Raw genomic sequence first — 13,980 nt, 5'->3', positions numbered from 1 at the left:
TTCAGATAAGGAATTTTACATGGGCATCCGCATTACGGGTACTGGCTTATTCCATCCGGAACATGTCATCACCAATGAAGAATTAATTGAAAGTTTAAATGCTTATGTGGAACTGTTTAATCACGAAAATGCTGACAAAATCGCTGCAGGCGAAGTTGAAGCGCGTCGTGGTTCTAGCGCAGACTTTATTGAAAAAGCATCTGGCGTACAACGCCGTTATGTCGTAGAAAAATCAGGTATTCTTGATCCAAAACGCTTACGTCCTAATTTACGTGAACGTGCAGATGATGAAATTTCACTGCAAGCAGAATGGGGCGTAATCGCAGCCAAACAGGCGATGGAAAATGCCGGTGTGACTGCCGAAGACATTGATATCGTGATCTTGTCATGCTCGAATTTGCAACGTGCTTATCCTGCCGTAGCGATCGAGATTCAAACCGCTCTAGGTATCAAAGGCTATGCCTATGACATGAACGTGGCGTGTTCTGCAGCAACATTTGGTCTGAAACAGGCTTATGATGCGATCAAAGCAGGCGCGCGCCGTGTGTTATTGGTGAATGTGGAAATTACCTCTGCACATACCGATTTCCGTTCACGTGACTGTCACTTTATTTTTGGTGATGTGGCAACCGCTTCAATTATTGAAAATACCGACAGCAAAACCGGTTTTGAAATTCTGGATTCTGAGTTGTTTACCCAGTTCTCGAATAACATCCGCAATAACTTTGGTTTCTTGAATACTTCTGAAAATGCTGACATTGACGACAAACGTTTCCGTCAGGATGGTCGTAAGGTATTTAAAGAAGTCTGTCCACTGGTTGCGAAAATGATTACTGCGCAACTGGAAAAGAATCAGATTGAGCCTACAGGTGTTAAACGCTTCTGGTTACACCAGGCCAATGCCAGTATGAATGAGCTGATCTTGAAACTGGTGGTCGGCAAAGAAAATGCCAAACCTGGTCTGGTGCCGATCATTTTGAATGAGTTTGCCAACACTTCTTCTGCTGGGGTGATCATTGCCTTGCACCGTACTGCACATGAAGTTGAAGATGGTGAATATGGCGTGTTGTGTTCATTTGGTGCGGGTTATTCGGTGGGTTCGATTCTGGTCCAAAAGCGCGTAGCATAATCCGGAGTCAATAGGGAGCAAACAGCTTGCAGGTCAAACATGATGGGCAATGGATTAGACGCTTAAGTGCCTTATCCAAATTATATTTTACCCCTACCTTTTTAGGGGCAGAATATATTGATGCCAGTCGGCCTGCAATGTATGTCGGTAATCATTCCATGTACGGCATCTTTGATTCGCCGATGCTGATTGATTATCTCTATAACGAACATAAGGTGGCTGTGGTCAGTATTGCGGATCATAGCCATTTTTATGTACCGCTATGGCGTGAAGCCGTGAAAAAGTTTGGGGCAGTCGATGGCATCCAGCATTATGTACGTGCTGTGATGCAGCAGGGCTACTCCATTCTGGTGTTTCCGGGAGGCGGTCGCGAAGTACTTAAACGTCAGGGTGAACAGTATCAACTGATCTGGAAGCAACGTTACGGATTTTTAAAGCTAGCTCAGGAATTCAACTATGATATTGTCCCTTTTGCCGCGCTCGGTGGGGATGAAGTCTATGAGATCGGCTTTGATGCCAATAAGATCATCCAGCATAAATATTTTCAAAAACTTCTCAAAGTACCACAACTCAATAAATTACTACGTCAGGGCGATGTGATTCCATCTTTGCCTAAACGATTATTCCCAAAACGCCTGCCATTTTATTTTCAGTTTATGCCACGACAATCGATTGCTCGGGTCCAGACTCAAGAAGAGCTAATTGCATTTCGATACAGCTTGCAGCAACATATTTATACTGGCTTGGCCGAGCTTAAGGTAATACGTCAGCAAGACTAAAAAAGAAAAATTCTTTCTATAAAATCTAGGCTATGATCTATTGATATATTCTATTTTTAGCGATGAGGATGCAGGGACTTTTTTATAGTGCAAGTGATGCCATAATGTATTTTTAAGTGTTCATTGATTGGCGATCAAGGACTCAGCATGATCCAATATAAAAATAAGATGATTCTAAGATGACCGAGGTGCACGTATGGAACAGGAAAGCTTGGTAGCATCTTTAAGGTTATTGGCACAACAATGCTTACGGATTTCTCCGGAGCTCAACCAGCTTTATCTTGATCAGATGGCGATGATTGGTCATCTGAATGCACAAAATTTAATAAAAATTCAGCAGGATCAACACCGGATTGAATTGGTGGATGGCCTGTTTCATATCCAGTTTCATGCTCCACGTGCACTAGACTCTGGAACTGCACCTGCTTTGCTAGACAGTCATTTTTATTTCCAGCAATGTAAGGCAGAAGCACTAGAGGAATTCTTTTTACAGGATATCTATTTCCTGACCGGGGATTTAAAACCGCAGCATTCGCTATATTTACGCGACAAAGCCAAACAGTTACGTCAGCTTATCCTGACTCAGGTCTATGTGTGGGTCAATGGCCCAGAACGGGTGTTCGAATTTCTGCAGCAAATGTCGATTGTTCAGGCTGAGATTATCGACCAGCAGCTGATTAAGGCCGGGCTATACATCACACCCGTCATGCAAAACTTTGTTCAGGATGAACAAGAGATTCCACAGCAGATTCTTGAAAGCTTGCAACAGGCTTTTTCTTTGGAGTGTCTACAGCAGGATGAATTGCTGTCGATCCAGTCATTGATGGATAGTCTGGATGAGTTCTGTTTTAGCGCCGCACAGTTTTTGCCTCCGGCGATGTTCCGGATTATGTCACTGTCTTTTGAAGAGCGCTTTAATCTGCATGAACTGAATGATCATACTGATGATATCTGTTTGCTATATCGGCATGCTGAGGAGCAAAGTAATCTGCTCGGTTTTGTCCGATTGATGAACCGGGACGTGTGGCATCGGGATGATTTATTATCCAAACGGAATTTCCTGGAAAATCATCCGTACTTATGGCAGAAAAAGGTGGCCCGATTGCCACTATTTGACTGTCATCGTGCTGTGAACTGGATCTTCAAGCAACCGGCCGAGGTACTGGACTGGATCAGTAATAATATCCAGCATAGCAGTGTGCGGGTGGCAGTAACGGCCCTAAGTTTTATAGACAGCCATCATATTCATCCGCAGATTATTATGGCGACTTTACAATATTTTCAATATGTCTCGGCGCGATTGTTTATTTATAGCATGCATGAATATGCAATTCAGCATGACTGGTTTCAGCACCAGCATAATCAGGCGGTGGTATTAAAAGGCACACGCCAATCGATTGAGGATCAACGGATTGCGATTAGTCCCTCAATTCTGTATCTGGACGAATGGATGGAGCTGCTGCGCAATGTGGTTAAAATGGATGATCAGCTGACTAAAAAGGTTTATCTGAACTTGAGCCGGATGATGCAAGCTTATATGCAGCATTTATATAAAATTACGGCGCATTTACCAGATGAGGTTCTGGTGTATATTCAGCCTCAAAGTCAGCAGAACCGTGATTTTTATAATGTTCTGCACCGCTATCGCATTCCTTTTACTGAATTCAGGCAGCTGTTTTATTTGCAAAGCGGGCATGTACGTGAGTCGCTATTTGACAGTTATGTACGTGACTATCTAGTAGAGTATTTTTCCAGCCATGCAGAAATACCGAAGAACCTGAGCTGGACCAGTTTGTTTAATCAGGCGGTCGTCTGGCATGATCAGATTCAAAAGCAGGAAATGATAGCCAAGCTGAAAAAACAGTTTGCACTGGTGAACTGGACACCAATCACTCAGGTTTCATTTTTACTGTATTTCAACTGGCGTTTTGAAGAACTTAAAACTTTGGATCGAATTTTAGAGGAATCTAAAATTTTCAGGAACTGTCTGGCGGCAAGCTATGCTCAGCAAATTGTGGAAGGGCAGTATGTGGCCTTTCGCATGTCTCATCCGGCTGTGCGCCTACCCTTGATCTTGGGGTGTCAATTGGTGAATGGACAGGTGATTTTTGATCAACTGGAATATCCGAATAACCAGAAAGCAGAAGCTGAATACAGCAATATCGCCATGCATTTTATTAACTGGCTCAACTTGCAGGCCTGACAGTTCAATACAGCTTGTTTTCTGCCATGACGCTTAACTTTTCCGCTAAAAATCGTTAGGCTATAGCCGTTCTTTTACGGTATTGCTCTTATGAAACAGGAAACTGCCCTTAAGTTACTCAAAGCAGGAGAAAATGTCTTTTTAACCGGCTCTGCCGGTGCAGGAAAAACTTATACGCTGAATCAATATATTAATTATTTAAAGGCGCGTAAAGTCGCCGTCGCCATTACTGCATCGACCGGGATTGCAGCCACGCATATGAACGGTATGACTATTCATACCTGGGCAGGCATTGGTATTAAAGACTTTTTGTCTGAAGAAGACTTAAAGCGGATGAAAGAGCGCAAATACTTAAAAGAACATCTGGAAAATGCGCAAGTCCTGATTATTGACGAAATTTCAATGCTGCATGCCAAGCAACTGAATCTGGTCAATCAGGTACTGAAATATTTCAAGGAAAGTGATGAAGCCTTCGGTGGCATTCAGGTGATTGTGGCAGGGGACTTTTTCCAGTTACCACCAGTCGGTAAAAATGATGAGCGCAACCGCGACAAATTCTGCTTTATGTCGGATGCCTGGGTCGAAGCCAAGTTTCGTGTCTGTTACCTGACCGAGCAGCATCGTCAGGGTAATGATTATCTGAATGATATCCTGAACGCGATTCGTGCGCAGGCGATTAGCCATGAACATCGCACGGCTTTACAGGCCACCCGACATCAAGAAATCGGCGAGACCTACACGCGCCTGTATACGCATAATATGGATGTGGACAGTATTAACTTTAAACATCTGAATGAAATTGACAATGATCCGCGTCAGTTTGATGCGCAGTGCGATGGCAATGAAAAGCTGATCGAGACCTTAAAATCCTCAGTGCGAGCACCTGAAGCATTGACCCTGAAAAAACATGCCAAAGTCATGTTTGTGAAAAACAACTTTGATATGGGGTATATCAATGGCAGCTTGGGCGAAGTCATCAGTTTTGAAGAGGATGATGAATATGGCGTGCTGCCCAAAGTCAAACTGACGGATGGAACTACATTAATCGTGGAGCCTGAAACCTGGTCAGTCGATAATGAAGCAGGTAAAACCATTGCCAGTTTCCAGCAGATACCATTGCGTCTGGCCTGGGCGATTACCATTCATAAATCCCAAGGCATGACCCTGGAGGCTGCTGAAATTGATCTAAGTCATACCTTTGAAAAAGGACAGGGCTATGTCGCCTTGTCCCGTTTAAAAAGCTTAAATGGCTTACGATTAAAAGGTTTTAATGAGCAAGCTCTGGAACTCGATAGTCTGGCGATAAAAGCCGATCGCCGTTTTCAGGAACTTTCTGATGAAGCCGAAGCGAATTTTGAAAATGTCGATTTGACTGCGCAGCACAAAGCCTTTATCCGGCATTGTGGCGGGACTTTGAATGAAGTTGAAATCCAGCGCAATGAGAAGAAAATTTCTAAGAATGCTGGAAAACAAAGCTATGCCACTGCAACGCTAGACGAAACGCGTGAACTGTTTGAAGAAGGTTATGAAATTGCCGATATCGCAACTGAACGTGGTTTGACTCCTGCAACCATCATCAATCATTTGGGGCGTTTGCATAAAGAGCAGGGGCTGGATATCTCGCTGGCGCATCCGGGTGAGGAAGTGGTGGAACAGGTGCGCAAGATTTATAAACGCCTGACCAAGCGTCAAAACTCGGAACATTTTAATGATGACGGTTCAATTAAGCTGCGTCCGATTGTGGAATTGACCACGCCTAAAATGGCTTATGACCAGGTGCGTCTGGCTCTACTATTTGTAGAATAATCATCAAAATGATGTTTAAGAGTTCTTAAGATGCACAGTTTATTTGTATACGGCACGCTTCGTCCGCAGCAACCCAATGCCCCTGTCATGGAACGGATTGGAGGAAGCTGGAAAGTCGGTTATATTCGTGGGCATTTGCAGCAGCGTGGTTGGGGCGCTGAGCTGGGCAGTCCGGGTATTCAGCTCAGTGATTCGGGAGAGACTGTTCCGGGTTATGTATTCATATCCGAGAATCTCCCTAAATATTGGGATGAGCTGGATACGTTTGAAGGTGATGAATATCAACGTATTCCGGTTAAAGTATATTTGGAAAATGGTGAGATGATAGAAAGTTTGGTCTATGCTTTGAAAGATTAGACTGGTATGTGTCATTTATTGAATTTCAAATTTTTATCAGGTCACCGCTTTTAAAGATCATTCACTTTTCTTTGCTTGAATCTTGAAAGATCGAATTAATAAAGTATTCCGTTGATCTGATAGGATCTTCTGAGCAAGCCTGAAGCACTGCTTTAAAGCTTAGCGCAAGATAATCATCGGGTGATCTGCATATTTCCGGTCATGTGATTCTTCTTGAGAAATTTTTGCGTACTGGTGAAGTGCGCTGATGATTTGAACATTATTGTGTACTAATCAATAAGGATAAAATCCCTGCCGCAATTAAAGGGCCGACTGGAACACCGCGTAATACTGCTACACCAGCCACTGTGCCTAATAACAGTCCGGCTACCACATCTGGCTGATTGGACATCAGCTTCACTCCACGTCCTCCCAGCCAAGCGACAAAGACCCCAATCGCGATTGCCAGCAAAGACTTCCAGCTCAGGAAAGATTTGAGAATACTTTCTCCTGAAATTTTGCCACTGGCAATCGGTGTCAGAACACCAATGGTCAGAATAATAATGCCGATATTTAAACCGTGCGCCTGTACATAAGGCAATAAACTGTTGAGTGGCGTGATTTTTAAAACAATTAACACCGCTGCAGCAATGGTGACGGCACTATTGTGACTGAAAATACCGCAAGCCAGTAAAACCAAAAGAACAATCAGATTCAGATCAAGTTGCGACATAAGTGGGAGAGATAGAGTGAAAAATAAAGCTATTGTAGAGCTTTTCAACGCATGATACCTAGAAAACAGCGGAAGAAACCAAATTCATGACTGTTTCAGGATAGAATGCACAGGTCTTCACTCGATACAGGTATAAACAGATGCTATTGGAAAAAATGTTGCAGTCACAAGGTTTCGGCTCCCGCAAGCATTGTCAGCAACTGATTAAAAATGGTGCTGTTTCAATTCAAGATGAAGTGATTGACAATCCCAAACATAAACTGGATTTGAATAACTTAAATTTCGAGGTTTATGGGAAAAGTCATACCTATCGGGAAAAAGTCTATATCGCCTTAAACAAGCCACAAGGCTACGAGTGTTCGCATCAGGCGACGCATCATTTTAGTGTGTTTGACCTGTTTGATGACATTCTGCTGAATCGGGGGATTCAGTGTGTGGGGCGTCTGGATCAGGATACCACCGGACTGTTATTGCTGACCGATGATGGACAGTTCCTGCAAGCCTTAACTCATCCGAAAAAGCATGTCGCTAAAGTTTATCAGATGCAAACTGCGGATCCAGTCACGGATGAACAGATTCAACAACTAGAACAAGGTGTCGAATTAAGAAATGAAAAAGGTATTTTTGCAGCTACTGAAGTGACACGATTGGCTGAAAATCGTCTGCAAATGACCATTCATCAAGGCGTCTATCATCAGGTAAAACGCATGCTGGCTGCTGTAGGCAATAAAGTTGAACAATTGCACCGCGCTCAAATTGGTGCTTTGGCCTTGTCTGAACTGGCTGAAGGAGAATGGTTGTATTTAAATGCAGAACAGGTGGCGCAGGCCAAATTCCGCTCAGAATAATAAATTTTTTATTCGCTTGAAATATGATTAAAAAGACTGGTGTTTATTTCAGGAAACAGTGATAGGTCTGAAATTCATCATCCTTGATAAATCCCATGGATTCGTACAATTTATGCGATTGATAATTATTTTTTTGGGTTTCCAAGGTGATTCTTAAGGCCTGTTCATGTTTGGCAAATAAAATCGCGGTATCAATCAGTTGTTTGGCTGCGCCCTGACGCCGAAAAACCGGGGTGATATACACATCATCCAGAATATAATAGGTCGAGCAGGCCACCGAAGAAAAACCCAGATACAGGATAATAAAGCCGGTAAAAGTATCATCTTTGGTGTTAATGAAAATGACGGTCTGCCCATCTTCAAAACGTTGTTTTAAAAATTGGTAAGAGAGTTCAGGATTGGAAGACGTACCATAAAACTGTCGATATTCATCAAATAATACCGCCAGCTGATTCAGGTCTGCTGACTGGGCGCGTCGTACGAGCATTGCATACTCCATGCTAATTTTTTATTGATTATCAGCATCAAGCATAGCGAAGTTTATGAGTGGCAGGCTTTAGAAATTGTTCGGAAATGCAACAATGTTAAATTTTGTCGCTTTCACCCAAAATGGCATTCAGTTCTTCAAATAAATCAAGATGATCATCATCCAGCTGGATCTCCTGATCATCCAATAAATTCAGGGCAGAACTGGAAAGCGCATTTTGCTCGGTTTTAGCTTCATTTTGTTTTAGCTTGCGCAGGCGAATCAGTTGTTCCAGATTGATATTCTGGTTTTCAATCGAGAAGGGGATGGATTTGGTAATCACCACCTGCTTGAAAAAAAGACGCACGGCCTGAGCTGGCGTAATCCCCAATTGCTTAAATACCGCAAAGGCTTGTTTCTTCTCTTGCGAGTCCAAGCGAATTTGATAAACTTCAGTTTTTCTCATAATATTTTTAAAGCTTTAAATTACTTAACTTTTCGCCTTTATTCTAATCAATTACGTTTGAAATTCAATCTTAAAGCGACCGATTTTAGAAAATAATCTGTAATGACAAGCGATTTACAGTGTCAATTCAAGTTGCGAGCTGAAATTCATGCTTTTCTGCGTGATTGGATCGACAAATTGAATATGTTTGGCCAATAAACTTAAAGGTGCAGAAAAATCATCTTCCGCCTTGTGCGCTACCTGGGGGTAAAAGGGATCATGACGGATCGGAATACCCAGATGATTCAAGTGCACCCGTAATTGATGCTGCTTGCCAGTATGTGGTTTTAGCTCATATTTGGCCCATTCTGTGTTGTGTTCCAGCAGATCAATCGCCGTCTCGCTATTCGGCGTTCCGTCTAGCACGTGCATGGTATAAAAGGGCTGTCCCTTTTCCATTCTTAATCGCGTGATCAATGGAAATTTTAAATCAGGTTGATAGGCCGCAATCGCATGATAGGTTTTTTGTACCTGACGTGTAGCGAACATCTGCTGATACAGGCCACGCGATTCCACGCATTTGGAAATCAGGACCACGCCTGCCGTTTCACGATCCAGCCGGTGAATGGGGGTTAAATGCTGATTGCTAGTTTGCTTTTTAAGACGAACCAATAGCGTTTCCTGTACATATTGTCCGGTCGGACTCATGGTCAAAAAATGCGGTTTATCGACCACCATGAAGTGCTCATTTTCAAATAAAATCTGATGTTGAAAAGGAACATGCACTTCATGTGCCAAAAAGCGGTAATAAAAACAATGGCTATTGGCCTGAAATGGGCTTTCTGTGCTTAATCTGTTGCCCTGAGCATCATAAACCAGGCCTTCGGCGAAACGGGATTGCCATTCATCTGCTGCGATATGCGCAAATTGTGCGCATAAATAAGCAAAAATTGTCAGGGGCGCATCCGGGCTGGCTGGCAAAAACACTTTACTGGCACTGACCCCATTGAGCATAGGTGGGTTAAATTCAACAGTCGGTTGCATGGCAGGCAGATTAACCTCTTAAGGAACAGATGCTGTGAAAAAATACAGTTTCTCACACAGGTGAATAGGCTTTTAAAGCGTGGCGATGCTATCATATTTATTCTTTTGCATCATGTCGTGAGTAATATGCCTTATTCATTTAATGTCACTTTAAATCATGAAGACGATACCCAGAAACTGGCCAAGGTTCTGGCGGAAAATTTCCCTGCGGGAGTCGTGTATCTGATTGGTGACCTGGGGGCAGGAAAAACGACCTTAACGCGTTATTATTTGCAACAGCTGGGTCATCAAGGTTCAGTGAAAAGTCCAACTTATACACTGGTCGAACCCTATCACATTAATGGTCAGGATATTTTTCATTTTGACTTGTATCGTCTGAATGATCCGTATGAACTGCAACTGATGGGAATCCGGGATTATCTGGAAACACCGAATGCGCTATTTTTATTTGAATGGCCATCCAAAGGTGGAGATGAAATTCCGCAAGCTGACCTGATTATTGAAATTTTAAAATCTGAAGATGAGCTGACCCGTACTGCAAGCCTGATTTCATCGAATCTTGCCTTACGCCAGGCTCTGGAGCGTCAATTTTCACATGTCGAATGATTTAAGTCTGCGCCGTATTCGTGCTCTTGATCCTGCACTTGCTAACCAGATTGCCGCAGGTGAGGTAATTGAACGTCCGGCCTCTGTGGTCAAGGAATTACTGGAAAACTCGATTGATGCGGGTGCGACAGAACTGATCATTCGGGTCGAACAAGGCGGCAGTACTTTAATTGAAATCATCGACAATGGACGCGGAATTCATGCTGAAGATCTGGCTTTGGCCGTGATGCGCCATGCCACCAGCAAAATCCAGAGTGCTGATGAGCTGTATGCGATTAGCAGTCTGGGCTTTCGTGGCGAAGCACTGGCGTCGATAGCAGCAGTTTCACGCCTGACCATGATCAGCAGTCAAAGTGACGAGGGCATCGGTTATCAGGTCGAAGTCAATGGCACGGCTTTTGATCATCAGGAAATTCAAGCGGTCGCGGCTTCAAAAGGGACGCATATTCGGGTTCAGGATTTGTTTTTTAATGTGCCTGCACGGCGTAAATTCCTGAAAAAACCGGGCACTGAATTTGGTCATATCGAAGAAATTGTGCGCCGTATGGCATTAACGCATTTTGATATCCGTTTTGTGCTAGAACATAATGAAAGCATCAAACTGAATTTACCTGTAGCAGATAGTGGCACTTTACGTTTCCAGCGCGTTCAACAGCTACTTGGCCGCCAGTTTACTGAAAATGCCTACTGGATGGATGCAGACAGTATCAACATGCGTTTGTCTGGCTGGCTTGGTCATCCTTCGGATGCGCGTTCACAGGCAGATCTGCAATATGTCTATGTGAATGGCCGGATTGTCAAAGACAAAACCATTTCTCATGCCTTGCGGATGGCCTATGACGGCATCTTGCATGGACATCAGCATGCGGCTTATTTACTGTTTTTGGAAGTTGATCCAGAAAATGTTGATGTGAACGTTCATCCGACCAAGCATGAAATTCGCTTCCTGAATCAACGTGAAGTACATGAGTTTGTGCGGCATTATGCCAAGGAAACGCTGGCACAATTCCAGACTGCGACTGCGGATCTGGCCGAGGCGATGAAACAGGATCAACAGCCTGATTTTGTGGCGCCACAACCACGTTATCAGGAGCAGTTTAGCCTGCATCAGAATGTGCATTCGCAACAGCAGATAGCTAGACCCACATCTATTACAAGTGCTCACGAAGCTTCGGATGTACTGACCGATTTCGAATCTTCACGTCCGCAAGTTGTGAATTATACTCGGGACTACAGTGCATCCTATGCAGGTTCACAGCAGCTGAATAATGCTTTACAAAGCTATTTAGCTCCGCTCAGAGAGAGTTTGGAAACTGAAGCCTTTAATCCTGATCAGTCTTTTCAGACATATGTAAAGTCTAAAGTCGATGAGCATCCATTGGGCATTGCAATTGCCCAGTTACATGGTATCTACATTCTGGCGCAAAATACCGAAGGTCTGATTATTGTCGATATGCATGCGGCGCATGAACGTATCGTTTTGCAGCAAATGAAATCGGCCTGGGATAAACCTGAATTCTGGACGTCACAGCAACTGCTGATTCCAAAGGTCGTAAACATTAGCCGGATGCAGGCGATGCGTGTCGAAGAGCTGAAAGAGCAGTTGGCACGTTTGGGTCTGGAAATTGATCAGTATGGTGATGAGCAAGTGATTGTGCGCGGCGTCCCCGCTATTCTACACAAGGCCGATTTTGATGCCCTGATTCCTGAATTATTGAATGATTTAGATCCGGGTGATCAGGCACAAAGTCTATTGCAGAAGCGTGACCAGATTCTGGCAGGCATGGCCTGTCATGGTGCAGTGCGAGCGCATCGTATCCTAAGTTTGTCTGAAATGAATGCCTTGCTGCGTCAGATGGAACAAACCGAATTTGCCAGTCAATGTAATCATGGCCGTCCGACTTGGCGCGCCTTTCCATTGGCTCAACTAGATAAACTTTTTGCTCGAGGAGAGTAGTTTTACATGTCCAATCAATTGACGGTCATCAATTTAATGGGGCCAACTGCAAGTGGTAAAACCGCTTTGGCATGTGAACTGTATGAGCGAGGAAATTTTGAGTTGATTTCAGTCGATTCTGCGCTGGTTTATCGGGAAATGGACATTGGTACAGCCAAGCCCTCTAAAGAGGAGCTGGCGCGCTATCCGCATCATCTGATTGATATTATCAGTCCACTTGAAGTGTATTCTGCGGCAAACTTTGTCGAAGATGCTTGCCGCCTGATTGATGATATTCATGCACGTGGTAAAACCCCAATTCTGGTCGGTGGCACCATGCTATATTTTAAGGCCTTGCTTGAAGGTTTGTCAGATAACCTACCAAGTGCAGACTATGCTATTCGAGCTGAGATCGAAGCCAAAGCTGAACAGGAGGGCTGGGAGGCTGTTTATGCAGAATTATGTACAGTCGATCCGATTGCCGGTGAAAAATTCAAGGTCAGCGACAAGCAGCGCATTATTCGGGCCTTGGAAGTTTTTAAATTGACTGGTGAGCCGATTACAAAACTACAGGCAGAACAACCTAAAAACTTACCATATCGTTACAGTTTCCATAATTATGCGCTGATGCCAGATCGGTTAGAATTACATGGGCGTATTGAACAACGTCTGGAAATTATGTGGAAAAGCGGTTTTTTAAATGAAGTTGTGAATTTAATTGAAAAATACGATTTTAATGAAAATTTACCTTCCATGCGTTCAGTGGGTTATCGTCAGGCTATAGAATTCTTAAAAAATGCTGATAAAACCAAGGAAAAGCAACGGGAAATGGAGGATAAAGCTTTATTTGCGACACGACAACTTGCAAAACGTCAATATACGTGGTTAAGGTCTTTGCAAGAAAAGCATAAATTTACAACATATTTTACGCTACAGCAGGCTCAAGAAGACTTGCGAAACTGTCACGGATAAAGCAAAATTTAGGGACTATCTTTTTTATAATTTTTAATTGAAAAATAGAGATAGTTTTTGCGCTGATTTTTAATTTTTTTGGAGTTATAACATGTCTAAAGGTCAAACTTTACAAGATCCATTCTTGAATTCTCTCCGTAAGGAACGTATCCCAGTATCTATCTTCCTGGTAAACGGTATTAAATTACAAGGTCATATCGAATCTTTTGACCAATACGTGGTTTTATTAAAAAATACAGTAAGCCAAATGGTTTATAAGCATGCAATTTCAACTGTAGTACCTGCACGTAATCCACGTCCTGCTGGCGCGCCTGCTGGTCCACAAGGTGCGGGCTTCGGTGGTCAAGGTGCTGCAGGTGGCTTTGGTGGCAGTCAAGGTGCTGGCGGCTTCGGTGGTCAAGGTGGCTTCGGCGGTCAAGGCGGCGGCTTTGGTGGTCAAGGCGGCTTCGGTGGTCAAGGCGGTGGCTTCGGCGGTCAAGGCGGCTTCGGTGGTCAAGGCGCTGGCTTCGGTGGTCAAGGCGGCTTCGGTGGTCAAGGTGCTGGCTTTGGTGGTCAAGGCGCTGGTTTCGACAACGATACTAAATTTGAAGACTCTTCAGACGATGAAAACAATCGTTAATCGAGTTTGAGAATTGAAAAAAACCTCTCAATGAGAGGTTTTTTTATATCTGTAAGTT

At 43.6% G+C, this 13,980-nt stretch carries 14 protein-coding genes; 10 read left to right on the top strand and 4 right to left on the bottom strand.

Features of this window, described 5'->3' with window-relative positions; all coding sequences use genetic code 11:
• Positions 1-19: 19 nt before the first annotated feature.
• The 5 genes from FTV08_RS06790 (at position 20) to FTV08_RS06770 (ending at position 6,274) form a co-directional block, all read left to right on the top strand.
• Positions 20-1,129 (top strand): beta-ketoacyl-ACP synthase III, encoded by a 1,110-nt coding sequence (locus FTV08_RS06790; RefSeq protein ID WP_180086928.1) that lies wholly within the window; start codon positions 20-22, stop codon positions 1,127-1,129.
• A gap of 26 nt (positions 1,130-1,155) precedes the next feature.
• Positions 1,156-1,908 carry a 1-acyl-sn-glycerol-3-phosphate acyltransferase gene (locus FTV08_RS06785; RefSeq protein ID WP_180086927.1) on the top strand — a complete coding sequence of 251 codons (753 nt, stop codon included), beginning with the start codon at positions 1,156-1,158 and terminating at the stop codon, positions 1,906-1,908.
• A gap of 196 nt (positions 1,909-2,104) precedes the next feature.
• Positions 2,105-4,111, top strand: coding sequence for a hypothetical protein (locus FTV08_RS06780; RefSeq protein ID WP_180086926.1), 2,007 nt, complete (start codon positions 2,105-2,107; stop codon positions 4,109-4,111).
• Positions 4,112-4,201: 90 nt separating this feature from the next.
• Positions 4,202-5,917, top strand: a complete 1,716-nt coding sequence (locus FTV08_RS06775) for an AAA family ATPase (protein ID WP_180086925.1) — start codon at positions 4,202-4,204, stop codon at positions 5,915-5,917.
• Positions 5,918-5,947: 30 nt separating this feature from the next.
• On the top strand, positions 5,948-6,274 hold the full coding sequence (locus FTV08_RS06770; RefSeq protein ID WP_180086924.1) for a gamma-glutamylcyclotransferase family protein: 327 nt from the start codon (positions 5,948-5,950) through the stop codon (positions 6,272-6,274).
• A 259-nt stretch (positions 6,275-6,533) separates the two neighbouring features.
• On the opposite strand, the gene FTV08_RS06765 is transcribed toward FTV08_RS06770, so the two are convergent.
• Positions 6,534-6,986, bottom strand: a complete 453-nt coding sequence (locus FTV08_RS06765; protein WP_114542515.1) for a DUF441 domain-containing protein — start codon at positions 6,984-6,986, stop codon at positions 6,534-6,536.
• Positions 6,987-7,126: 140 nt separating this feature from the next.
• Here FTV08_RS06765 and FTV08_RS06760 point away from each other — a divergent pair, with 140 nt between their 5' ends.
• Positions 7,127-7,834: a pseudouridine synthase gene (locus FTV08_RS06760; protein ID WP_180086923.1), complete on the top strand. Its 708-nt coding sequence runs from the start codon at positions 7,127-7,129 to the stop codon at positions 7,832-7,834.
• 43 nt (positions 7,835-7,877) lie between these two features.
• On the opposite strand, the gene FTV08_RS06755 is transcribed toward FTV08_RS06760, so the two are convergent.
• From FTV08_RS06755 to FTV08_RS06745, 3 genes are all read right to left on the bottom strand, one after another.
• The gene (locus FTV08_RS06755; protein WP_004278907.1) at positions 7,878-8,321 is read right to left on the bottom strand and encodes an N-acetyltransferase; all 444 of its coding nucleotides are present in this window, start codon (positions 8,319-8,321) and stop codon (positions 7,878-7,880) included.
• 97 nt (positions 8,322-8,418) lie between these two features.
• A complete protein-coding gene (locus FTV08_RS06750) occupies positions 8,419-8,766 on the bottom strand; it encodes a type II toxin-antitoxin system RelB/DinJ family antitoxin (protein WP_004645487.1) in 348 nt (115 codons plus the stop codon).
• A 114-nt stretch (positions 8,767-8,880) separates the two neighbouring features.
• The gene (locus FTV08_RS06745) at positions 8,881-9,789 is read right to left on the bottom strand and encodes a pseudouridine synthase (RefSeq protein ID WP_180086922.1); all 909 of its coding nucleotides are present in this window, start codon (positions 9,787-9,789) and stop codon (positions 8,881-8,883) included.
• Positions 9,790-9,915: 126 nt separating this feature from the next.
• Between FTV08_RS06745 and tsaE the strand changes: the two genes are divergently transcribed.
• From tsaE to hfq, 4 genes are all read left to right on the top strand, one after another.
• Positions 9,916-10,395 carry a tRNA (adenosine(37)-N6)-threonylcarbamoyltransferase complex ATPase subunit type 1 TsaE gene (gene tsaE / locus FTV08_RS06740; protein ID WP_180086960.1) on the top strand — a complete coding sequence of 160 codons (480 nt, stop codon included), beginning with the start codon at positions 9,916-9,918 and terminating at the stop codon, positions 10,393-10,395.
• On the top strand, positions 10,385-12,352 hold the full coding sequence (gene mutL, locus FTV08_RS06735; RefSeq protein ID WP_180086921.1) for a DNA mismatch repair endonuclease MutL: 1,968 nt from the start codon (positions 10,385-10,387) through the stop codon (positions 12,350-12,352). Before tsaE ends, mutL begins: the two co-directional genes overlap by 11 nt.
• Before the next feature lie 6 nt (positions 12,353-12,358).
• Entirely contained in the window at positions 12,359-13,303 is a 945-nt protein-coding gene (gene miaA / locus FTV08_RS06730) for a tRNA (adenosine(37)-N6)-dimethylallyltransferase MiaA (protein WP_180086920.1), read from the top strand.
• A 91-nt stretch (positions 13,304-13,394) separates the two neighbouring features.
• Complete coding sequence (hfq, locus tag FTV08_RS06725) at positions 13,395-13,922, top strand: RNA chaperone Hfq (RefSeq protein WP_180086919.1); 528 nt, start codon at positions 13,395-13,397, stop codon at positions 13,920-13,922.
• The last annotated feature ends 58 nt before the right edge of the window (positions 13,923-13,980 follow it).

The organism is Acinetobacter sp. YH12226, assembly GCF_013417805.1.
Classification (GTDB): Bacteria; Pseudomonadota; Gammaproteobacteria; order Pseudomonadales; family Moraxellaceae; genus Acinetobacter.
The sequence above is the reverse complement of the archived record's forward strand: the minus strand, read 5'-3'. Positions and strand labels throughout refer to the sequence as shown.